This window comes from Hufsiella ginkgonis, from assembly GCF_009834915.1.
Lineage (GTDB): Bacteria > Bacteroidota > Bacteroidia > Sphingobacteriales > Sphingobacteriaceae > Hufsiella > Hufsiella ginkgonis.
In genome coordinates this window covers 510,346-532,381 of sequence record NZ_WVHS01000002.1, presented here as the reverse complement: position 1 = coordinate 532,381, position 22,036 = coordinate 510,346, and the positions used below count along the sequence as shown (strand labels likewise).

Below are 22,036 nucleotides of genomic sequence, written 5' to 3'. Positions count from 1 at the left end.
TTGCCCCGGCGTTTACCTGCTATCGGCCTGGTTGAGCAGGCTCCTTAAATTACCGATCTCGTCTTTTTTTACGCCGATCTCATCCTTTGCCACTTGCATATCTTCCTTGATCAGCCTGATCTCTTCCAGTATCCTTGGAGCATCCTGTTTGTTTCCCGCTAATTCTTCGCGTTTAAGGTTAAGGCCGTCGCGTTTATACTGAAGGTCGGCCCGCATCAGTTCGAGCTCCTTTAGCCTGGCCAGGATCTGTTCGTTAATATGTTCCGGTTGAGATAGATCAGGGTTTTCTGCGGGCAGTGCCCTTGCCAGTGAATCTTTTTTGTTAAGATCGGCCGCGGCCGGAAGGGTCGTTTTTTTAAATAAACGCAACGTATCGGGCGTGAAGATAATTGCCTCGCACTTTTCGGGAGAACGAGTCATTTCGGTTCCGCGGCGGGTGGTCTTTGGGCGGACAAGTTCCGCGGGCAACGGCGATGCAAGCGCGTTTGCCGGCCCGGTCTTTGAATAACGGCCAGCCTGTAACAGTTTTACTGTCGGCTGTTCCGCCGATGCGAAAGCAAGTAAACTGATGATCGTAACCGCAAAGATCAGCAGCAGCGCTTCCCGGAATGACGGCATTTTGTTCTTTTTTGTAAGCATTCTCTCCAGCCGGTTTACCAGTTGAGAAGCGGGACCACACAGTGCGAGATCAAAGCCTTTAGGGGTAAGCGCATACTCCTGGAATGCGATCAGCGCTTCGATGTACAGCTTTTTATGCGGCGTATGGTTAATTACGAGGTCGTCACAGCAGGCTTCCCGTTCCTGGCGGATGAGCGACGACAGCCATAACAATGCCGGGTTAAAGAAAAACACCGTTTCGACAACCCGCTGCACCACGTTTACCAGGTAATCGCCCCGGCGGATATGTGCCAGTTCATGGAGAAGGATCGTTTCGGCCTGGCCGGGCGGGAGCTGGGCCAATAATCCCACCGGGATGAGGATGACCGGCTTTATGTAACCGATGGTAACGGGCACGCTTACACGAATAGATTCCAGTAGGGTAACGTTTTTTTGAACCCCGAGTCGCTGTTTAAGCAGCGGAAGCCGGGTTTCCCAATTGGCGGCGACGCGGTTCGTGCCAGCCGACCTGACGGAATAGACATACCGGAAACCGATCGCTATTTTGAAGAGGTGGTAAAGGAAAAGAGAAAACCAGCTGAGCATTAGCCAGGAAGTGTGCGTGCTGATGTAGTTAACGATAAGATTAATGAAGGTTTGATCTGGCAGCAACACACCTGGCTGGCTGCCAGACCCGGCCGCAGGCAGCATAAGAGCATCTTTTTCGCCTGCTGTTCCTTTGGCGATCTCTGCACAAAATGTAAAAACCGTTGCCGTAACGAAAGCCGCAAACAACGTAACCAGGATATTGTACCTGAACGCGGCCGACGACCGCCTGGTGAGCCCCAGCACCATGCCTGCAAGCGATGCCAGCAATGCGCCCTGCCATAATGAATGTGACAGGGTCCAGAACAAGGGATTAACCAGGTTATTTAAATTCCATTGAACAGTGGTTGTCATCAGGCTGCTAACTTATGATTCCATTTTCTTTACCAATTCTTTAAATTTTTCCAGTTCTTCTTTGGAGGGCCTCGTACTGCCCAGCAGGTGCATCATCAGGCTGCTTGCCGATCCATCATAAATGGTATCTACAAACCGGTCGAGCAACGCTTTTTTTGTTTTGTGCTCCGCGGTGGCGGCCCGGTAAACATGGGTCATCTGGCTGTTGTCGCGGGTTACCAGGCCTTTATCCAGCATGATCTGCATCAGTTTCAGGGTAGAAGTATATTGCACGCCTGCTTTCTGTTCGTTCAGCCGGTCGTTCACAAAACGTACCGTCGCCGTGCCCGATTCCCACAGTACCTTGAGGATCTCTAATTCAGATCTCGAAGGTTCCTGGATATCGCTTTTTGGTCTGCCTGGTTTCATCCCGTAAAGATATGAATATATTCGTACGAAAATAAAGATATGAATATATTCGTAGGTTAAGAAAATTCCACATCTTTGTGTCCATGCTAAAGAAGGAACGTCACGCTTATATACTCAGGTACCTGGCGCTGCATACCAGGGTGGTGTCGGCGCACCTGGCGGCGGCGATCCGCGTTTCCGACGATACCATACGTCGCGATCTCCGGGAGCTGGCAGACCAGGGTAAGGTGATCACGGTACATGGGGGGGCGTTGGTGCCGGGTTACGACAAGGTTGAATTGCCCGTTTCACCCAGCCGGGTCATCGCGGGCAAGATCCTTCCGTTACTGGCTGAACACACCTATATTTTGACCGGGGGAGGTGAGCCGCTCGTGGAACTGGCCGCTATGCTTCCGGCTGATTTCAAGGCGACGTTACTTTCCGTAAGCATGAAGGTGGCCGCTGCCTACAGTGATCATCCTTCGGTGGAAGTGATCCTGATAGGCGATAAGATCGTTAAAAGCTCTAAACTGGCTATCGGCGGTGAAGCTATCGCGAGGATCAGGCAGGTACGCGCAGACATTTGCCTGGTAGAAGCAGGCGCCATAGACCCCGGGCGGGGATTGATGGAAGATGACTGGGAAACGGCGCAGGTTAAAAAAGCGATGATTGAAAGTGCCGATAAGGTGGTGTGCATAACTGCGCCCGGGGCCTTAGCAAGGCGTTTGCCGGTACAGGTTTGCGGGTGGCAAAAGATCGACTACCTGGTTACGGAACTGGACGCCGCAGATCCATGTCTTAACGCCTACCGGGATTGCGGCACCGGCATTCTTTAGGAAGCTTCTTCCAGCAGTGCCATCAGCGCTTCCAGCCGGATGGGTTTAGAAATGTAATTGTTCATGCCAGCCTTAAAGCATTCCTCCCGGTCTTCGATCATGGCGTTGGCGGTCATGGCGATGATATGGGGCTGTTCGGTATAGTTTCTGCGGATCTGCCGGGTAGCTTCAAGGCCATCCATATCAGGCATCTGGATGTCCATTAAGATCAGGTCGTAGGACTTTTCGTCCAGCTTTTGGAGCACCTCCACACCACTCACCGCCAGGTCGGGCGCATATCCCAATCTTTCAAGGACCTTCATGATCAGTTTCTGGTTAACCAGGTTGTCTTCCGCTACGAGTACCTTCATGGGGTGCGCAACCGCAAATGCGGTGCTTAGCACATTCTTTGGCTTTTGTGCCGGTTCAGGTTTTGCCTGCTGGAAGGCCAGTAAGATCGCCCTGCCAAGTTGCTGCTGTTTTACGGGACGGGGTAACACGGCTACAAACAACCCAGGGTGTTTTCGTTTGGTCTCTTCGCCGCCATGGCTTAACACGATAATGGGTAGTGCGGAATATTGGTCTTTTATCGCGGCAGCAAGCTGCACCCCGTTTATTCCCGGCATATGCATATCTGTGATCACCAGGTCTACCAGTGGATGACTGTTTAGGTAAGCGAGCGCATCGGCGCCGGTTGGCATCATTACCGGCCTGAGGTTCCATTCTGCCAGCTGAAGGCCGAGGATGCGGCGATTGGTGTCATTATCGTCTACTACCAGCACGCGGCGTCCCTCGATCTCCACCATGTTTACCTGCCCGGCAGCTGCCTGCAGTTCGCGGCTTATGTGGCATCGGATGGTAAAGCTGAAGGTGCTGCCGAGGCCAGGCTCGCTTGTCACGGAGATGGTACCGTTCATCAATCGCACCAGGCGGTCGCAAATGGCAAGGCCCAGGCCCGTACCGCCGTACTTACGGGTGGTGGACGAGTCGACCTGCGAAAAGGCGTTAAAGAGGTTGTTCACCTGTGCCGCGGGAATGCCGATCCCGGTATCGCGCACTTCGAATCCCAGCTCCAGTTCCTGGTCGCTTACGTTTTTTATCAGCGACACGCCAAGAAATATTTCGCCCCTGGCCGTAAATTTCATGGCGTTGCCCACCAGGTTTACCAGGATCTGGCGGATGCGCATGCCGTCGCCAACCAGCAACGCCGGCAGTTGGTGGTCCACTTCGCACATCAGGTCGAGGCCGGATTCCGCCGCTTTGCCGGAGAACAAGTCGAATACCTCTTCTACGCAGTTTCGCAGGTCGAAGCTATGCAGATCAAGCTCCATTTTTCCGGACTCTATTTTCGAGAAGTCGAGGATGTCGTTGATCACGCTGAGCAATGCTTCGCCGCTGTTGATAATGGCTTGTGTGTATTCCTGCTGTTCGCTGTTCAGCTCGGTTTCATTCAGGAGTGAAGCCATACCCAGCACCCCGTTCATAGGTGTGCGGATCTCGTGACTCATGGCGGCAAGAAATGCGCTTTTGGCCTGGTTGGCGCGTTTATGGCGAAAAACGTCGAGTTGTTTCCGATAAATTACGATAAGAAAGCAGATAACGACCGTGAAGGAGCACATCATAGCCGTTATCACTAATACATCGATGTTATCTTTGACGTTGTTCATTCATTATGGCCCGTAAAAAAAACAGGTACATGATCAGCACGAACGTAGCATGCAGCTCCCAGATCAGCAGTTTGATGTTTTTGGGAACGGTGGCGCTTACCACATTGGAAAAAATGAACTGGAAAAGCGAACTGCAGAAGTATACCAGGAAACCGCTGGCCACCCATCTTCCCGAGGTGGTGGTAGGGTCGCGATGTGCCACGTTGTTCTGCCTGGACAAGTATATTCCGCTAAATACGATGATAATTATTGCTTCTAACGGCCGGGTATAGGTATTGAACCGGTAAACGGTTTGCACGAACATGTTCAAAATGCACAGCAGCGTAAAAGCGATCATAATGACCGTGATCCAGTAGCTGGCCCTTTTATCCGCAAATGCATGCAGGTAATAGAAAAGTACCGTTACCAGTTCAAAAATAGTGTACAAGTGAAGCAGCAGCAGGTTATTCTGGTTATTCAGCGCCATAATAGTCGCCACTACATTAACCACAAAAGCGCCGCACAAATAAATTAAAAGTGCACGCAGCGGCTTATTTATGCGGTCGTAGAAAATAAACCCGGCAACGACGGGTATAAGTGTGCTTGCGGGCACCACATATCCCACGTAGATGTAGAAAAAAGAGGCCATAGATCAGCCTATTTTTTTTTCTTTAAGGCTCCGTTATATAGCGGGCTTAATGTATCGCAGCAATCGGGGCAAGGCATGGTAAAATCGTAAATATCTGAATCTCCCGGGTCCGGATCGCCCATGGTGCTCTTCAGGGAATCGGGGGTGGTAAGAACGTCCTTTCCATTGGGGTATTTGGGGTCTTGGGTGTCCTGGACGAGCACCAAAACGAAGGTTACATTATTTGCCAGTATTTCGGCAGCCTCATTATCGAGCGTGAAATAGGCACGTGCACCGACTAAGGTATCGTCTTTTTCCATTTGTTCGGCCAGCCCGAGAATATCTGCCCTCGAGATGTACACAGCTTTCGGTATTTTGCCGGCTTCGGCAGGGCTGGTTTTGGAGGCCATAAACTCGCGCCAGTTGGTGGTTTTCCTTACGGCGGTTTTTAACGGGATTTTTACGGTGGTAGGTTGGGTGAGTGGGTTTGACATGGTATTAATCTATTTGCGATAAAAATACATTTCTCGTTGGACAAAGATTATTTTTTCTTTGTAGAAAGGCGTTATATTGGAATCTATTATGTTTGAAATAACGAAACAAATCGCTGTTTTTTTTATCTGAAGTAATAAATACTAAAATCTTAACATTAATAACATGTTGCTGGCTATTCTTCTTCCGTTCCTCTCGTTCATTGTTAGGGGAAAGATTCTCACAGGAATTGTTTGCCTGATCCTGCAGATCACCCTGATCGGCTGGCTGCCTGCGGCGATATGGGCGGTAATGTCGTTAAACAACAGCCGGGCAGACCGGCGCAATGAGAGGCTGATCAGGGCGATCAACGCATCAAAGCGCTGACCGCACGTACGCAATTGTTTTATAAAGTGACGGCAGGGGTTGATAATTTCTCCCGCGCCGCTTATCTTTCTACCCGATATGACAGAAGAGCATGTAACGATCAAAGCGGTTCATTCCGCCCATGGCTGCAAAAACTGCGGTACCGATTTTACAGGAAGTTTTTGCAATAGCTGCGGGCAGCGCGCATCGCACCGGCTAACGGTAGCACATTTGATGCACGACCTTGGCCATATTTTCCTGCACGCCGATAAAGCGATCTTCCCCTTCGCCTGGAGCGTGACCATCCAGCCCGGCGTTAAAGCGCTGGAGTTTGTAGAGGGTAAACGGAAGATGTTTAACCCGGTGCAGTACATGATCCTGAGCGTTGGCCTGGTGATGCTGCTGATGTCGAAAACGGATTTTTACCAGTCGATGTATGCCATGCGCAAAGATATTTCCGCGCAGGGATCCAATAAGTTCCAGGAGAAACAACTGGCGATAGATAATTTCACAAAGGAGCACACCAATATTATTTCGCTCATTATGGTACCGGCATTTGCGTTGTTTTGCTGGTGGCAGTTTAAGAAACGCGGCTATAATTATGCGGAAAACGTTATGGTGATCGTTTTCGCCATGTGCCAGATCAATACGCTCAATATATTGATCCTGCTGGTGGCGATGCTGCTGCACCTGCAGGCGCCGGCAATTATCATGCTTACCTTTTTGCTTACCATGGCCTGCTTTTCTATCACCTTTATGCAGTTCTTCCAGGTGAAATGGTACACCGCCGCTGCGAAAAGCGTGCTTACCTATTTATTGTCGATGGTGGTGCAGATAGTCGTTATGGCGATCGCCGTATTTATTTATATGCTCGCATTTTAGGATTATCTCACCAGCATCAGCCAGCCCGAAAAGGTGCTTCCATCGTTCAGCCTGATAATATAGTTATAGGTGCCGGGGCCTGCTTTTTTACCGTCTATCGAACCGTCCCACACCAGGTTGGTGTTTTTACTCTGGTGCACCATCGAGCCGTACCGGTCGTAAATACGTGTGATGGATTGGACATACGAACTTAGCCCGATGATTTGCCAGGTATCGTTAATCCCATCGCCATTTGGCGAGAACGTATTGGGGATCACCAGGTTATTATACACTTTTACTTTCACCTCGCCGGCGGCTGAACTGGTGCAGCCATCGTCAGAAGTGATCAGCAGCCGGTACGTCATGTCTGTGGGCGGGCTTGCCAGCGGCTGCAGCGAAGTAGGATCGTCGAGGTAATCGGCCGGGGTCCACAGTACGGTGTACTTTTTCCCTGTGGCTTTTCCTTCAAGCTTTACCGGCTGATTTTCGAAAGTTACTTTATCAGGACCGGCATCTGCGGTAACCTTCGGGACCACCGGCAGGTCAAATGGCAGGGAATATACACGGCACCTTGGCGAACCTATGTTGGCACGTTCTGACGATGCCAGCCTGAAACTATATCCTTTTGAGCTGGCGGCATTTACCGGGTACTGGCTCGTCAGACCGGTGGCTCCCGCAATATCGGTCCATCCGGTGCCGTCGTTCTGGTTCACCTGCCATTGGTACACGGGATCGCTAAACCCGGCCGAGGTGGTAGCCAGCAGCTTTACCGTGCTGGCGGTACCTTCGCAAACTTCGCTGGAATTGGCCTGCGAGGTATTTTGCGTATTCAATACCGGTCCGCAGGCGCGGAAGGTAATGTCGTCCAGCGCGAGGTCGTTTCCCTGTCCGCCAGGGGCGTTGTTACGGATCACCAGCACTACGTCCTGCACGCCCGGGGTGGTGCTGAACAGGAAGCCATATTTAACCCAGGTGGGTGTAGAAGAGTTTTGGATATTACCGGTAGAGTAGGGTTGCGACAGTACCTGCCCCGAAGTTGTTTCAATGGAAAAGGAAATGTTCGGGAGTATTGGATCAGATTTATCGATATTGATGATCCACGCCGCAAACTCATACGTGGTGTTGGGGCATAAGCCCGTTACCGTTTGCTGGTAAAATACCCCAGGGTTGTTTGATGCGTTTACGATCATCATGTTACCTCCCTGGTCTCCCGGGGTATGATCTTCAGTAAGCTGCCACCAGGTACCTGTGTGGCAGTTGGTAATATTGCTGGCAACCTGGTAATAGCCGTCGTTCAGGCATCCCCAGGAGGGGAGATACGTATAGTTGGTAGCGGCGCCGGGCAGCGGGACAGATTCGGCAGCGCCTTTACCAAAAGTAAAGTTTACTACCGGGTCGCCGAGGCTACCGCTGCATGTTTGCGCCGCGGCTAAAACCGGTAACCAGCAGAGTACAGCGAAAACGGCGAAATAACGGGCGAAAGGGCTCTTCATAGTATTGCAGCGGGCGGCGGATCAGTTGCCGCCCAGTATTACCGGATTTTTTCCATTTCCCATTAAAATGATCTTGGTGTTAGGAGATAAAGCGATGGCTTTTTGAGCCAGGATCGATTCGTATTGCAATTGCCTGTCGGTGAGGCCGGTCGACAAAATGCGCTGGTAATCGGCAATGCCCTGAGCTTCAACGCGTTTTCGTTCCGCTTCTTGTTTTTCCTTTTGCAACACGAACTGCATCTTCTGCGCATCCTGTTCTGCGTTGATCTTCGATTCGATGGTTTTGCGGACAGATTCCGGGAGGGTTACATTCCTGATCAGGAGCTGTTCGAGCTTCAGGCCGCGTTTGGCGAAGCTCTCATTAATTACGTTAAAGATCTTGTTCTGGAATTCCTGGCGGCGGATGGAATACAGGGAGATGGCTTCGTACGACACCGCGTTGTCGCGGATTGCGGTACGCGCGATCGGCCTCACGATCTTGTCCAGGTAGTCCGGCCCGATCTCTTTAAGGATCTTGGGTGCGTCATCGGGACGAACGCTGAACAGTACAGAAAGATCGATCGTTACTTCCAATCCGTCGGAAGTAAGGATGCGGATGGCATCGTCGGTAGATTTACCGTCCTCGTTATGCTGACCGGACATCGTGTAATTTTGTGTTTTAATGTCGAACGTAGTTACGTCCACCAGCGGGTTTATGATGTTGAGGCCGCTGTACAGCACGTCATCGTCCACTTTACCGTATAGTTTTTTAACGCCAACCTGTCCGGCGTCGATCACCTTAAACATGGAGAATGCCGCGCCGATGAGGGCTAGGCCAATGCCGGCCAGCCGGATAATTCCGCTGAAACGTTTGGCAGGGCTTTCGCCGCGGGAGAGAAAAAAGCCGATGACGATGATAAGTACGCCCAGTATAATCAGAAACATAGTCGGTTAAATTTGTTAAGCAGGGTAAAGATAACATTCGGCGGGGAAGTTGGCTATTCCCTCCGGCTTTCCGTGGTGTATACGAAGCTATCGGCACGGTAATAGCCGATATTATATTCGATTGGCCTGTCGCCCTGGTCAAAAACGAAACGCTTACGCATCAGGATGGGTGTTCCCTGGTCTACTTCCAGTTTTTTAGAGATGAATTTATCGGCAGCCTTGGCACTCACTTCTTCTTTTGAGAGCGTGGCCACTACCGAATGGTCCTTTTCCAATACTTCGTAAAGCGGGCGTTTAAAATCCTCGTCGCCGGTTAGCCCTACCCGCGGATGGAAGTAGGAAACGAAATAAACGAACGGCCCTTCCTGGCGGCCGCGGAGGCGTTCGAGGCGCAGGATCTTCTTATCCATGCCGATCTCGAAAAAGTTAGCCACGCTTTCTTCAGGGGTAACCCAACTAATATGCAGCTCGAAATTGCGGATCGGGATACCCCGCGCAGCCATCTCCTGCGAAAAGCTAAGCCAGTTGTTCGACCGGGAACTTACTGTTTTGCTGGCCACCTTGGTGCCTACCGCTTTTTTACGTACCAGCAGCCCCTCAAAAACCAGCTTGTTAAGCGCCTGCCGGAGCGTGGTGCGCGAAATCGCCAGTTGCTTGGCCAGTACTACCTCATTTGGCAGCAGTTTTCCACTGGCATATTCCGGGTCGCTGATCATCTTCCTTAGAAGCTCTTCTGCCTGGATATGGAGAGGAATATGGCTCTTATGATTGATACTGTACTTCATTGATCGGTCGGTATAGCGCCAAATATAGTTACAATAATGATTGAATGTATGAACAGGCAGGCAATCCCGCCCCTGTCGCTCTATACCGGAATGAAAACACTATGTTTGTACATATAAAATATGCTGGTATTAACTACCTGGTAACATTTTACTAACTGTTCGTTAATGGATATACATAAATGCAACTTTTTCGCGACAAGGTTCGTGGTTGTTTCTGCGCTGTTAAGCCAGTTGATTTCCTGTAATGCAAAAAAAACGGTGACTGCCCCCGAGCGGCGGCCCAATATTGTTTTCATCATGTCTGATGATCATGCCTACCAGGCGATCAGCGCTTATGATACCTCGCTGGTGCGTACGCCAAACATCGACCGCATTGCGCGGGAAGGTGTATTGTTTGAGGAGGCCTGCGTAACCAACTCGGTGTGCAGCCCGAGCCGGGCGGTGATCCTTACCGGCAAATATTCGCATGTGAACGGCTTGCGCGATAACGGGACCTTTTTTGACGGTGCGCAGGAAACCTTCCCCAAAATATTGAGACAGAACGGTTACCGCACCGCCATGATCGGGAAGTGGCACCTTTGGAGCACGCCTACGGGGTTTGATTACTGGAACGTGCTGCCGGACCAGGGCCATTACTACGCTCCGTCATTTATCAGGATGGGCAAGGATACTACTTACCAGGGATATGTGACCGATATTATCACCGACCTGGGCATCGATTGGATCAGCAGGAATCGCGATGCACCTTTCTGTCTCATGCTGCAGCATAAGGCGCCGCACCGGAATTTTATGCCGCCCATTAAATACCTCGATACGTTAAATAAACGTAAATACCCGTTACCTGCCAATTTTTACGATAACTACGAAGGACGACAAGCCCTTCAGCGCCAGCACATCACCGTAAAAGAAGACCTCGACATCCGGTATGACAGTAAGATCCCATGCGATTCCTGCCCGGTAAATCCCATCAATAACTGGGCTCCCGCCGAATATGAAAGGGAGCTGAAAGGGCTTACTCCCGCGCAGCGAAAAGCCTGGGATGCGGCTTACGCCATCGAATATGCAAAGTTCAGGCAGCTGAAAACGAACGACGGGGTGGTCAGGTTCCAGTTCCAGCGATATATGGAGGATTACCTCCGATGTGTGGTTTCTGTGGATGATAACGTCGGCCGGTTACTTAAATACCTGGACGATAACGGCCTGGCAGATAATACGATCGTGGTTTACCTTTCAGACCAGGGCTTTTACCTCGGCGAGCACGGTCTCTACGACAAACGGTTTATGTACAACGAATCTTTCCGCACGCCGATGATGATCCGCTATCCCAACGGAATAAAAAAAGGAAAACGGCTCAGGGATTATGTACTTAACCTGGATATCGCCCCCACGCTGCTCGACCTTGCGGGGATCAAAGTGCCATTGGCGATGCAGGGCGCCTCGATGAAAACGTTGCTCCGTTCCGGGACCGATAAGAACTGGCGGAAGGAAGTGTATTATCATTATTATGAACGTTCCTTCGGGCTTACCCCGCATTTCGGTATCCGCACATCACGCTACAAACTCATTCATTTCTACGAATTTATGGATTCCTGGGAACTGTATGACCTCAAAAAAGATCCCACTGAAATGCATAACCTGTACGGGGAACCGGCTTATCGGCATACCGTCATTCAGCTGAAAGGGAAACTGGCCGCGCTTCAGAAAAGATATGGCGACAAACCGCAGTAAGTTTTTAACAAAAAGTTTGCAATTAAATAATATGTAACTATGTTTGTACATACTAACTTAGTAACCAATTTATAAACCCAATTAGCATGAATAGATTAATACCTGATCACAGGAGACCGAGGCTGTTTTTAAGCCTGTTTCTCCTTTTGTTAGTTCCGGGCATGTCGCCGGCAAGAGGAGTGTACCCGCTTGCCCTGGCGTCCACACCGGGAGCTTCGCTAACCAAAGCTGATATTACCGTTAAAGGGCAGGTTTCCGACGACAAGGGGCCGCTTCCCGGTGTGTCGGTTATGGTAGAAGGCTCCAAAGCGGGCGTATCCACCAACGGCGACGGCAATTACACCATCACCGTCCCAGAAAACGGTACCCTGGTATTTTCTTCGATCGGCTACGTTACCCAAAAGATCCGGGTAAGCGCCGGCCGGACCGCTCTTAACGTGGTACTGGTAACAGACAGCAAAGCGCTCGGCGAAGTGGTAGTGGTGGGTTACAATACGCAAAAGAAAGCTACGTTAACCAGCTCGGTGTCTACCGTTACCGCCGAAGAGATCGTAACGACCAAGAACGAGAACATCCTGAATACCCTTTCGGGAAAGGTTCCGGGGCTGCGTATCGTGCAGAATACCAGCGAGCCGGGTTCGTTCAATAACTCCTACGACATTCGCGGCATGGGCAGTCCCCTTATCGTGATCGACGGTATCCCGCGTCCCGATATCGCCCGTGTAGACCCGAACGACGTGGAAAGCATCTCGATCATGAAAGACGCGTCCGCAGCGGTTTACGGGGTACGATCGGCGAACGGGGTTATCCTTATTACCACCAAGAAAGGTAAAAAAGGAATGCTAGAGTTAAACTACACCGGTACCTATGGTATCCAGCGGCCTACGGGCTTCCCGGGATCTGTGGACGCCGTCGACTACATGCTTCTCAACAACGAAAAGACGCTGCATGCAGGCGCATTGAGCGGAAACTTCGCTGTGCCGTTTTCGCAGGCGGCGATCGACGAGTACCGGAACGGCACTAAAGTTAGCACCGACTGGCACGACGCAACCATAAAGGACCAGGCGGGGCAGACGCAGCACAACCTGAGCGCTACCGGAGGTACCGATAACAGCAACTACTTTCTAAGCCTTGGTTATACCGGGCAGGACGGTATCCTGGCCTCGGACGATCTCGTTTACCGGCGATATAACCTACGCTCGAACTTAAGCTCCAGGATCAGCAAGGCGCTGACCTTTGACCTGAACCTTTCTGGTACGATGGATACAAAAGACCAGCCCGTACAGGACGCTTACTGGGTGTTCAGGAGTATGTGGTACCAGCCGCCGATCAACCCGGTATATGCGAATAATAACCCGATGTATCTCAATTCGCTGCCCAATCCCCTGCATCCTGTAGGGCAATCGACCGTGGCGCTTGGCGGGTACCGTGTGTTCAACAATAAATGGTTCCAGTCGTCGGCGCAGCTCAGCTACGAGGCACCTTTTCTCGAAGGCCTCGACATCAAAGGGCTTTACAGCTTCGATATGACGCTGAACAGTAATAAATACTTTAACAAGTCGTACAACCGCTATACCTATAACGCAGCAACAGACAGCTACTTGATTTCGGGTACCGAGCAGTCACCCAGCACCGTGAGGAGAGAGGTATTCGAATACCCGACCCGGCTTGCGCGTTTGCAGTTGGATTATAATCACCGCTTCGGCGACCACAACGTTTCTGCTACCGGGCTCTACGAAATGAGCACACGCAGCGGCGATAACTTTTTTGCGCAGCGTGAGCTTTCCGTTCCCGTCGACCAGTTATTTGCGGGCAACAGCACCAACCAGAGCGCCAGTCAAAGCTCGAGCCAGAATAATACGTTTACTTTTAAGAACGCGGCATATGTAGGCAGCTTCGGGTACGATTTCCGTTCGAAATACATCGCGCGGTTCGCCTTTAGGTATGACGGTTCTTCAAAATTCCCGGTCAACAAACAATGGGGTTTCTTCCCTGTGGGCGAGCTTGGATGGAGGGTTTCACAGGAAGATTTCTTTAAAAATATCAACGCCTTGTCGTTCATCAATGAGTTCAAGCTTCGCGGTTCCTATGGCGAAACCGGCGACGATGGTGCCGCTGCATACCAATTTGTTTCGGGATATAACTACCCGGGCAGCGGATCGGCTACCGGGCAGCCTGCCGGATCAGTGTTTGACGGGACGTATATCGCCGGCGTCCAGAGCAGGGGCGTTACCAACCCGGCCATCACCTGGTATACGTCAAAAACACTCGACGTTGGATTCAACCTCGAAGCATGGAACGGCAAACTGGGCCTTAATATGGCTTTCTTCCGCCGCGATCGTACCGGTACGCTTACTACGCAGGCGCTTACACTTCCCGATGTGGTAGGTGCGACGCTTCCCCAGCAAAACCTGAACAGCGACCGCAACAAAGGTTTTGATATGGAGCTGAATCACCGTCACGTGATCGGTAAACTGGGCTACAACGTGAAAGGCATCTTTTCTTATACCCGTATGATGACCATCGACGTAGTGCGGGCACGAGAAGGTAACTCGTACCTCAACTGGCGTAATAACACCAATGGCCGCAATACGGCTGTTTACTTCGGTTACGGGCAAAACGGCCAGTTCGAAAACTATAACGCCATCCGCAACAGCCCGATCTATGTAAACCGTGCTACCGTTGTAGGCGACTACCGGTACGAAGACTGGAACGGCGACGGACAGGTAGGTGTTGACGATAGCCGGCCGATCGCTAACACCGGCTTACCGCTGATATCTTACGGCCTGAACCTGGGAGTGGATTATAAAGGGTTCGACCTTAACCTGTTGTTCCAGGGTGCGGCCATGGTATATGCCAGCTACACCGAGCAGCTGCGCGAGCCCCTTTGGGCGGGCGGTAATGCACTGGAGCAATTCCTCGACCGCTATCACCCGGTAGATCCTGCCGCAGACCCATACGACCCGAATACGCAATGGGTGTCGGGATACTACGCTTACACAGGCACGCTGCCCTTCCAGAATACACTTTCCAATACAAAAGACGCCACGTACGTTCGCCTGAAAAGCCTTGAATTCGGTTACTCTATACCAAAAAAATGGGGTGCCAGGGCGGGTATCAAAAACGCCAGGGTGTTTTTTAACGGATACAACCTGTTTACGATCACGGGGCTCAAGTTCCTTGACCCGGAACACCCGTCGTCGCTCTCCGTTGTCGATTCTCAATTTGGTTACGCTTACCCGATCGACAAAATCTTCTCGTTTGGCTTAAACGTAAAATTCTAACCCGGAAACAGCATGAAAAGAAAATTATACCTGTTGCTTCTAGCGACAATTGCACTCACTACTCCTACGTGTAAACAGGACCTGGATGTGCCGCCATTAAATATAATCAAAGATGCCGACGTTTTCGGTAATCCATCCGGTATCGAAGCTTACATGGCCCGTATTTACAGCCAGATCCCCATGGAGGATTTTAAGTACGACAATACCAGCGGTTTTAAAACCTTCTTTAACGGTTCGCCGTACGTGATCACCGGTGAGGCGATAAGTCGCGACCAGGCAAACGGTACGGAAACGTTTAACTACTGGGCGGATGCCTATACCCTGATCCGCGAGTGCAACTATTTTATGGAGACGCTCCCGGGCTTTGCCTCCGGTTACAGCGCCACCCAGGTGAACAATTGGCTGGGTGAGGCCCGCTTCATCCGCGCTTTTGCTTACTACGCACTTGCGAAACGCTACGGCGGGGTTCCGTTGGTAAACAAGGTGCTCACCCAGCCCGGGCAGAGCATCGAGGAAGTGACCGCGAACATCGAAGAGTTGAAAATCCCCCGCTCGTCCGAACAGGCTACCTGGGAGTTTATTGCGGCCGACCTCGACTACGCCTACACCAACCTGCCCGAAACCAATAAAAAGGGACGTGCACATCGCTATGCCGCCGCTGCGTTGAAATCGCGGGTGATGTTGTTTGCGGCTTGTATCGCCAAATACAATACCATCAACCTCACCACTAACGGTGTACAGGTATGCGGTATCCCGGCTGCAAAAGCTACCGACTACTTTAAAGCAGCATACGATGCGGCGAATCTTTTGAACGGTAAAAGCTTCGTATTATACAAGGCGGCCTGGTCTGCTACCGATAAAGCGGCACAGGCAAATAACTTCGCAGCGCTGTTTCTCGATGGCGGCAGTGCCGAGAACGTGTTCATCCGCATGTATAAATACCCGGATGCCGTTCACTGGTACGACTATAACCAGGTACCGCGCCAGCTTTGGAACGGTGGCGGGGCCGCTCAAACCAGCCCTACGCTCGACCTGGTGGAAATGTATGACGGCTTACCCAAAAACGCCGATGGCACCTTCCGTACCACCGATGCAGGCGGAAAGTATGTGCTGTGGGATAATACGCTTCAGCCTTTCCAGAACGCCGAAGGCCGTCTTCGTGGTACCGTAGTTGCGCCGGGCGACCTGCTGAAAGGTGTCGCGATCGAACTGCGCCGGGGAATTTATACCGCCCCTTCTGCGGGCGGTATCAGCAGGCTGCTGCCCGTCGGGTCAACCGCCGCTTATCCGTCGACCAATATCGTACAGTCGGCCACAAACACCCAGACGCCGTATAAACTGCCTGACGGAACGCTCATGAACCCCGCCGGCGCCAGCGGCTTCTTCACCGGCATCAACACGGTTGCAGGTACCATTTCCGGCTTTACTATCCGCAAATATATCGATCCCAATAAGCCGACCGCCGAAGTGAATAACAACCGTTCGGAACAAAGCTGGCTCGAGATCCGCTATGCGGAAGTATTGCTTAACCGTGCCGAAGCGGCTTACGAGCTTAACAGCGCCGGGCAGGGAGCAAGCTACCTCACACAGGCCATGGCCGATATCAACGCCGTTCGCGAACGTGCAGGAGCGGCACCCGCCACCGCGGCCGATATGACCTCCGTCGACGTCGTTCGCAAAGAGCGCCGCAAAGAGCTTGCCTTCGAAAACAAAACCGCCTGGGATATGAAGCGCTGGAGAATCAGCGACAAAGAACAAAACGGACGCAGGTACCGGATCCTCAATGCGTTTTATGTCGCCGACAACGGCAAGTACTTCTTCGACGATCGTTTCGATGAGCGCGGCAACGTGTTCACTTTCGATCCAAGGTGGTATTACCAGCAGATCCCGACGGCGGTGATCGGCAGAAGCCCCAACTTAGTTCAAAACCCCGGCTATTAAATACTACGACAATGAAACTGAAACTTCTTTATACGATCCTTAGCCTGGTTGCACTTACAACCGGAGCCTGCAAGGAAATAGACAATTACGACGGCCCGACCGAAACCCTGCAAGGCAAGATCATCGACGGCGCTACCGGGCAAACGCTGCAGGGCGAGGTTTCCGGCGACAACGGCCAGGGTACCCGCATCAAGCTCCTCGAAACAAGCTGGAGCAGCACCCCTACGCCGCTTTTCCTTGCCACCAAACAGGACGGGACCTACCGAAATACGAAAGTATTTGCGGCCACCTACAACATATCCGCAGAAGGCGCCTTCGTACCGCTGGTACAAACAGGTAACGATAAAAGCGTAAACCTGGAGATTAAAGGAGGTGGTGTTCATACGCTCGATTTCACGGTCGAGCCTTTCCTGAGGCTGGAATGGATAGGGGAGCCGGTGATGAACGCCAATGGCACCATCACCGCACAGGTTAAAGTAACGCGCGGAACCTCCAACGCATCTTTCCAGCAGAACATTACCGACCTGGGCCTGTACCTAAGTCCCTCAGAATACGTAGGCAACAATAACTACGACAGCCGGTATTCGCCGCGTACCACTTATTCAGGTACCACCGGGAACGCCATCGCCGGTACAACGGTGACCCTTGTCACCACGGGCGTGCTGCCGAAGAAAGACTGGTTCCTAAGGTTCGGATCGCGGATCGATTACGGCACAAAGCAGTTCAATTACAGCACCATCAAAATGGTGAGCGTGAAATAGAGAAACGTTATTACTGAATCCTTCAGCCGGTCCTTTCCCATAATGGGAAAGGACCGGTTTAATAAATTAAAATACTATATACGTACGTACATAATTACATTTTTTTGTTCTATGTATGGTCGCTTATAGCTGAATAAACGGTATAAACTACAAATTCGAACCGAGTATCCCACTGTACATAGTTAGAGCACATGGAAATAAGCCCCAATATTATTAAGAAGAACGACTTACTGCCTTCCTGGCGTACCGGCACTCAGCCGCTGATGCCGATGCAGGCAACCTTCCCCAAAGACGCATCCGGATACGATATCTACCCTTTACATACGCTCGGCGATGGCAGGATCACCAACGGCTACGCGAACCTGGCGAAATGGATCATGAAATACCGGCAGGTGGCGATTGACGGTTATGCAGGCGTGTTCTGGGATACCGTTGAACAGGAGCTTAGCGAAACGTTCCGTGAGCATGGGTTAACCGTGAACTGGGTGCGTACCGGCGAGCGAATGAAACCGCTGGAAACCATTCGCGGACTGGTGCAGCCGTTCCTGGGGATGCCGGGCACCGTTTGGGGAACTAAATGCAGTCTCTCGCTTAAAGATCTTTATGAGGCTGAGCCTGTGGATGCTGAACCAGGAGCAGATCTTACCGTGGTGATCGGGCCGGGCGCCTCCCTGTTCGACGCCGTGTCGCCGCTTATTTACATCGATCTGCCCAAGAACGAGCTCCAGCTGCGTATGCGTGCCGGCTCGGTCTTTAACCTGGGTGAAACAGTTTCTGAAGCGGACGGCGAAATGTACAAGCGTTTTTATTTCGTGGATTGGGTGCTGCTCAACGCGCATAAAAAGGACATCATGAACCGCATCGCCGTGATGGCCGACGGGCAATGGGGCGGAAACATCAACTGGTGCCTTACCGCCGACCTCTATCCCGCCATGCGAAAAATGGCCAAACACGTGTTCAGGGTGCGGCCCTGGTTCGAGCCGGGCGCATGGGGCGGCCATTGGATGAAGGACCGGATCGGCAGCCTCAGCCAGGAAGAGGTAAATTATGCCTGGTCGTTTGAGCTGATCGTACCCGAAAACGGTATCCTGTTCGCCAGCAGTGGCCTGGTACTCGAAATTTCTTTTGATTTCCTGATGTTCTGCTGCCGCAACCAGGTGATGGGTAAACATGCGGAGCGTTTCGGCGACGCGTTCCCCATCCGGTTCGATTTCCTCGACACCTGGAAAGGCGGCAACCTTTCTATCCAGTGCCATCCCTCGCTGTCCTACATCCAGCAGGAATTCGGCGAAACGATCACACAGGACGAAACCTACTACATCCTCGATTGCGAAGATAATGCGGGCGTATACCTTGGTTTCCAGGATGATATAGACCCGGGATCATTCCGGCGCGAGCTGGAAGAAAGCCGCGATAAAAAGATCCCCGTCGATATCGAAAAGTACGTACAGCTTCACCCCGCGCATAAGCACGACCTGTTCCTGATTCCCAATGGCACCGTTCACAGCGCTGCCGCAGGGAACCTGGTGCTCGAGATCAGCGCTACTCCTTATATCTTTACCTTTAAAATGTACGACTGGCTGCGGCTTGGCCTTAACGGCGAACCTCGCGCCATTAACATCGATCATGCCTTTAATAACCTGCGTTTTGAACGCAAAGGCGAAAAAGTAAAAACGGAGCTGATCGCTGCGCCGGTTTTACTAAGGCAGTCGCCGGAAGAGAAGCTATGGCACCTGCCCACGCATGCCGATCATTTCTATGACGTTTACCGCGCGGAGTTCGATAAAGAGTTCACGGCATCAACAAACAATGGTCCGCAGGTATTGATGGTGGTAGAAGGGACCGCCGTTTCATTGAAAAATGCAGATGGCGCCCAAACCCGTTACCACTATGCCGAAACCTTCGTAGTGCCTGCCGCCGCCGAAACGTTTACGCTGGTAAATGAAGGTAAGGAACGGGTGAAGGTGGTGATTGCGTTTTTAAAGGAGGTGGGAAGGGGAGGGTAGAGAATGGATAATGGATAATGGAGAATGGAGAATAGATAATAGATAATAGAGATGAATATTCGGCTTTATAAAATACTGGTCATCTGTTTGCTGGTTGCCTGGCTTCCGCGGATGGTTTTCGGACAGGTAAAGCAACCAATCGATTATGCCGACCCGCTGCTGGGAACGTCAGAGTCGCGCTGGATGCTTAACCCGGGTGCGACAATGCCTTTCGGGATGGTGCAGATCAGTCCTGATAACCAGGGAGAGGTGTGGAAGTCGGGGTACGAATATTCCATCAACAACATTGGCGGTTTTAGTCACATTCACTCCTGGACGATGGCGGGACTTTCAGTGATGCCGACCGTAGGGGTGCTCAGCACTTTTCGCGGTCCTGCGGATGCGCCGACCATCGGATGGACCTCGGGCTACCGCTCGCGCATCGATAAAGCTACCGAAAAGGCCAGTCCCGGCTACTACGCGGTAACGCTGATGAATGGCAACATCCGCACGGAGATCACCAGCACCACCCGCGCCGGGTTCTTCAGGTTCACTTTTCCCCGCGAAGAGGATGCACATATCCTGCTCGACCTCGATGTGCCTAACGAAGCGCCTACCGAGATACTTGATGCCGGCTTTAAACAGGTGAGCGATACGGAGATCGAAGGCTGGTCGCACCAGAAATGGAGCTGGAACGAGTATACCGTGCATTTCGTGGTGCGGTTTAACAAACCCATTAAGTCGTTCGGCGGCTGGATCGGGAGCACCGTAAAAAAGGAGGCCAGGGAGTTCACCGGCAAAGGGAAAATGGGCGCCTATGCCGATTTTAACCCGCAGAAAGGCGAGACCATCCTGATGCAGACCGCCATTTCGCTGGTTAGTATAGACCAGGCGAGGCTTAACCTCGTTACCGAGATGGGTCCCTTTAAATGGAATTTCGACGGCGTTCATCGCAATGCACGCACCGTATGGAATAACTTGCTCTCCAAAATAAGGGTAGAAGGCGGTACTGAGCTTAACAGGAAGAAATTTTACTCCAACCTGTACCGCAGTTACGTGGCGCGTACCACCTGGAGCGATGTGAACGGCAAGTACGTGGACGTGAACGAGGTAGTACGCCAGGTTGACCCGGATTCGCCGGTGATCGGCTCTGACGCGCTCTGGAATACCTTTTGGAACTTAAACCAGTTATGGACGCTTGTAAACCCCGATATTGCCAGCAAATGGTCGCGTTCACTGGTGGAGATCTATAAAACGGGCGGCTGGTTGCCTAAAGGCCCGGCCGGAATCGAGTATTCGGGTATCATGGAAGGTTCGCACGAGATCTCGCTGATAACCAGTGCCTACCAGAAAGGGATCCGCGATTTCGAGGTGTCCACCGCCTTCCAGGCGATGATGCACCAGCAAACTACCCCCGGGCGCCGTACACCCGAAAACGGGTATGCGGGTAACCGTTTCTTTGAATCGTACCTGAAGCTGGGATATGTGCCCAACGAAGAAGGCCAGGTATCCAATACGCTCGAATATGCGTACGACGACTGGTGCGTGGCGCAAATGGCCAAAGCACTGGGCAAGGAAACCGAATACGGGCAGTTTATAAAAAGGGCAGGGAATTTCAAGAATGTATGGGATCCCGTAACAAAGTATATCCGTATGAAAAACCGGGACGGCAGCTGGGTGAAAGACTGGAGCCCCTATTGCTGTACCAATTTCTCCGGCCCCGGTTACCTCGAAGGCAATGCCTGGCAATACAGCTTTTTTAACCCGCACGATGTGCAGGGCATTATCAACCTGATGGGGAAAGAAGAATTTAATCGCCGCCTGAATGAAGGCTTCGAAAAATCCGCCCGTTTTAATTTCAACGCGGAAGGCGACCGTTACGATCTCGTACCTATTAACCATGGCAACCAGCCGAACATGCAGGCGTCGTGGCTTTTTAACTACTCCGGGAAACCCTGGCTTACACAACATTGGACACGTGAGATCATGAACTATTATTACGGGTCGACTCCTTATCACGGCTGGCTCGGCGATGAAGATGAGGGCCAGATGGGCGCCTGGTTCGTGATGGCCGCGATGGGATTGTTCGAAACAGACGGCGGCGCCTCTGTTAAACCTTTCTATGAAGTGGGCAGTCCGCTGTTCCCGAAAATCATCATCACGCTCGATCCCAGGTATTATCCAGGGAAAACGTTCACCATCGAGGCCAGGGGCACTTCCGATAAGAACCGTTACATCCAGTCAGCTTCGCTCGACGGAAAACCGCTTACCCGCCCCTGGTTCTACCACGCCGACCTGGTGGATGGCGGCAGCCTGGTGCTGCAGATGGGTCCGCGGCCAAACAAAAGCTGGGGTAGCAGGACGGGAGATGCACCGCCGTCGATGTCGCCCGCAACTAACTAAC

Annotated in this window: 17 protein-coding genes; 9 read left to right on the top strand and 8 right to left on the bottom strand. The window is 51.9% G+C overall.

What is annotated here, in order from left to right:
- Positions 1–12: 12 nt before the first annotated feature.
- Positions 13–1,557, bottom strand: coding sequence for a M56 family metallopeptidase (locus GS398_RS09015; RefSeq protein WP_160906438.1), 1,545 nt, complete (start codon positions 1,555–1,557; stop codon positions 13–15).
- Between the two features lie 12 nt (positions 1,558–1,569).
- Complete coding sequence (locus tag GS398_RS09010) at positions 1,570–1,965, bottom strand: BlaI/MecI/CopY family transcriptional regulator (protein ID WP_160906437.1); 396 nt, start codon at positions 1,963–1,965, stop codon at positions 1,570–1,572.
- 83 nt (positions 1,966–2,048) lie between these two features.
- Between GS398_RS09010 and GS398_RS09005 the strand changes: the two genes are divergently transcribed.
- Positions 2,049–2,780, top strand: a complete 732-nt coding sequence (locus GS398_RS09005) for a DeoR/GlpR family DNA-binding transcription regulator (protein ID WP_160906436.1) — start codon at positions 2,049–2,051, stop codon at positions 2,778–2,780.
- Here the strand turns inward: GS398_RS09005 and GS398_RS09000 are convergent.
- From GS398_RS09000 to GS398_RS08990, 3 genes are read right to left on the bottom strand one after another with little or no spacing between them, the layout of a single operon-like run.
- Positions 2,777–4,426 carry a response regulator gene (locus GS398_RS09000; protein ID WP_160906435.1) on the bottom strand — a complete coding sequence of 550 codons (1,650 nt, stop codon included), beginning with the start codon at positions 4,424–4,426 and terminating at the stop codon, positions 2,777–2,779. The genes GS398_RS09005 and GS398_RS09000 overlap by 4 nt on opposite strands.
- The gene (locus tag GS398_RS08995; protein WP_160906434.1) at positions 4,407–5,054 is read right to left on the bottom strand and encodes a hypothetical protein; all 648 of its coding nucleotides are present in this window, start codon (positions 5,052–5,054) and stop codon (positions 4,407–4,409) included. Before GS398_RS08995 ends, GS398_RS09000 begins: the two co-directional genes overlap by 20 nt.
- An 8-nt stretch (positions 5,055–5,062) precedes the next feature.
- The gene (locus GS398_RS08990) at positions 5,063–5,527 is read right to left on the bottom strand and encodes a hypothetical protein (protein ID WP_160906433.1); all 465 of its coding nucleotides are present in this window, start codon (positions 5,525–5,527) and stop codon (positions 5,063–5,065) included.
- Positions 5,528–5,690: 163 nt separating this feature from the next.
- On the opposite strand from GS398_RS08990, the gene GS398_RS08985 reads away from it, so the two are divergent.
- Positions 5,691–5,891 carry a YqaE/Pmp3 family membrane protein gene (locus GS398_RS08985; protein WP_160906432.1) on the top strand — a complete coding sequence of 67 codons (201 nt, stop codon included), beginning with the start codon at positions 5,691–5,693 and terminating at the stop codon, positions 5,889–5,891.
- 78 nt (positions 5,892–5,969) lie between these two features.
- Positions 5,970–6,752 carry a hypothetical protein gene (locus tag GS398_RS08980; protein ID WP_160906431.1) on the top strand — a complete coding sequence of 261 codons (783 nt, stop codon included), beginning with the start codon at positions 5,970–5,972 and terminating at the stop codon, positions 6,750–6,752.
- Positions 6,753–6,754: 2 nt separating this feature from the next.
- Here GS398_RS08980 and GS398_RS08975 read toward each other — a convergent pair whose 3' ends face one another.
- From GS398_RS08975 to GS398_RS08965, 3 genes are read right to left on the bottom strand one after another with little or no spacing between them, the layout of a single operon-like run.
- Positions 6,755–8,224 (bottom strand): T9SS type B sorting domain-containing protein, encoded by a 1,470-nt coding sequence (locus GS398_RS08975; RefSeq protein ID WP_160906430.1) that lies wholly within the window; start codon positions 8,222–8,224, stop codon positions 6,755–6,757.
- Positions 8,225–8,245: 21 nt separating this feature from the next.
- Positions 8,246–9,148 (bottom strand): prohibitin family protein, encoded by a 903-nt coding sequence (locus GS398_RS08970; RefSeq protein WP_160906429.1) that lies wholly within the window; start codon positions 9,146–9,148, stop codon positions 8,246–8,248.
- 53 nt (positions 9,149–9,201) lie between these two features.
- Entirely contained in the window at positions 9,202–9,933 is a 732-nt protein-coding gene (locus GS398_RS08965; protein ID WP_160906428.1) for a GntR family transcriptional regulator, read from the bottom strand.
- Positions 9,934–10,098: 165 nt separating this feature from the next.
- Between GS398_RS08965 and GS398_RS08960 the strand changes: the two genes are divergently transcribed.
- The 6 genes from GS398_RS08960 to GS398_RS08935 all read left to right on the top strand — a co-directional run bounded on the left by GS398_RS08960 (position 10,099) and on the right by GS398_RS08935 (position 22,035).
- On the top strand, positions 10,099–11,661 hold the full coding sequence (locus tag GS398_RS08960) for a sulfatase family protein (protein ID WP_160906427.1): 1,563 nt from the start codon (positions 10,099–10,101) through the stop codon (positions 11,659–11,661).
- Positions 11,662–11,747: 86 nt separating this feature from the next.
- Positions 11,748–14,945, top strand: a complete 3,198-nt coding sequence (locus GS398_RS08955) for a SusC/RagA family TonB-linked outer membrane protein (RefSeq protein WP_160906426.1) — start codon at positions 11,748–11,750, stop codon at positions 14,943–14,945.
- 12 nt (positions 14,946–14,957) lie between these two features.
- Positions 14,958–16,886: a RagB/SusD family nutrient uptake outer membrane protein gene (locus tag GS398_RS08950; RefSeq protein ID WP_160906425.1), complete on the top strand. Its 1,929-nt coding sequence runs from the start codon at positions 14,958–14,960 to the stop codon at positions 16,884–16,886.
- An 11-nt stretch (positions 16,887–16,897) separates the two neighbouring features.
- Entirely contained in the window at positions 16,898–17,647 is a 750-nt protein-coding gene (locus tag GS398_RS08945) for a DUF3823 domain-containing protein (RefSeq protein ID WP_160906424.1), read from the top strand.
- A gap of 191 nt (positions 17,648–17,838) precedes the next feature.
- Positions 17,839–19,653 carry a class I mannose-6-phosphate isomerase gene (locus tag GS398_RS08940; protein WP_202405999.1) on the top strand — a complete coding sequence of 605 codons (1,815 nt, stop codon included), beginning with the start codon at positions 17,839–17,841 and terminating at the stop codon, positions 19,651–19,653.
- Between the two features lie 51 nt (positions 19,654–19,704).
- The gene (locus GS398_RS08935) at positions 19,705–22,035 is read left to right on the top strand and encodes a GH92 family glycosyl hydrolase (RefSeq protein ID WP_160906423.1); all 2,331 of its coding nucleotides are present in this window, start codon (positions 19,705–19,707) and stop codon (positions 22,033–22,035) included.
- Position 22,036 lies beyond the last annotated feature (1 nt).

Excerpts from the sequence above, each read along its gene's own strand:
- GS398_RS08940 (WP_202405999.1), top strand. The coding sequence starts at position 17,839 with ATGGAAATAAGCCCCAATATTATTAAGAAGAACGACTTACTGCCTTCC.
- GS398_RS08985 (WP_160906432.1), top strand. The coding sequence starts at position 5,691 with ATGTTGCTGGCTATTCTTCTTCCGTTCCTCTCGTTCATTGTTAGGGGA.
- GS398_RS09005 (WP_160906436.1), top strand. The coding sequence starts at position 2,049 with ATGCTAAAGAAGGAACGTCACGCTTATATACTCAGGTACCTGGCGCTG.
- GS398_RS08935 (WP_160906423.1), top strand. The coding sequence starts at position 19,705 with ATGAATATTCGGCTTTATAAAATACTGGTCATCTGTTTGCTGGTTGCC.
- GS398_RS08955 (WP_160906426.1), top strand. The coding sequence starts at position 11,748 with ATGAATAGATTAATACCTGATCACAGGAGACCGAGGCTGTTTTTAAGC.
- GS398_RS08960 (WP_160906427.1), top strand. The coding sequence starts at position 10,099 with ATGGATATACATAAATGCAACTTTTTCGCGACAAGGTTCGTGGTTGTT.
- GS398_RS08965 (WP_160906428.1), bottom strand. The coding sequence starts at position 9,933 with ATGAAGTACAGTATCAATCATAAGAGCCATATTCCTCTCCATATCCAG.
- GS398_RS08945 (WP_160906424.1), top strand. The coding sequence starts at position 16,898 with ATGAAACTGAAACTTCTTTATACGATCCTTAGCCTGGTTGCACTTACA.
- GS398_RS08980 (WP_160906431.1), top strand. The coding sequence starts at position 5,970 with ATGACAGAAGAGCATGTAACGATCAAAGCGGTTCATTCCGCCCATGGC.
- GS398_RS09015 (WP_160906438.1), bottom strand. The coding sequence starts at position 1,557 with ATGACAACCACTGTTCAATGGAATTTAAATAACCTGGTTAATCCCTTG.
- GS398_RS08950 (WP_160906425.1), top strand. The coding sequence starts at position 14,958 with ATGAAAAGAAAATTATACCTGTTGCTTCTAGCGACAATTGCACTCACT.
- GS398_RS08990 (WP_160906433.1), bottom strand. The coding sequence starts at position 5,527 with ATGTCAAACCCACTCACCCAACCTACCACCGTAAAAATCCCGTTAAAA.
- GS398_RS08975 (WP_160906430.1), bottom strand. The coding sequence starts at position 8,224 with ATGAAGAGCCCTTTCGCCCGTTATTTCGCCGTTTTCGCTGTACTCTGC.
- GS398_RS09000 (WP_160906435.1), bottom strand. The coding sequence starts at position 4,426 with ATGAACAACGTCAAAGATAACATCGATGTATTAGTGATAACGGCTATG.
- GS398_RS08970 (WP_160906429.1), bottom strand. The coding sequence starts at position 9,148 with ATGTTTCTGATTATACTGGGCGTACTTATCATCGTCATCGGCTTTTTT.
- GS398_RS09010 (WP_160906437.1), bottom strand. The coding sequence starts at position 1,965 with ATGAAACCAGGCAGACCAAAAAGCGATATCCAGGAACCTTCGAGATCT.
- GS398_RS08995 (WP_160906434.1), bottom strand. The coding sequence starts at position 5,054 with ATGGCCTCTTTTTTCTACATCTACGTGGGATATGTGGTGCCCGCAAGC.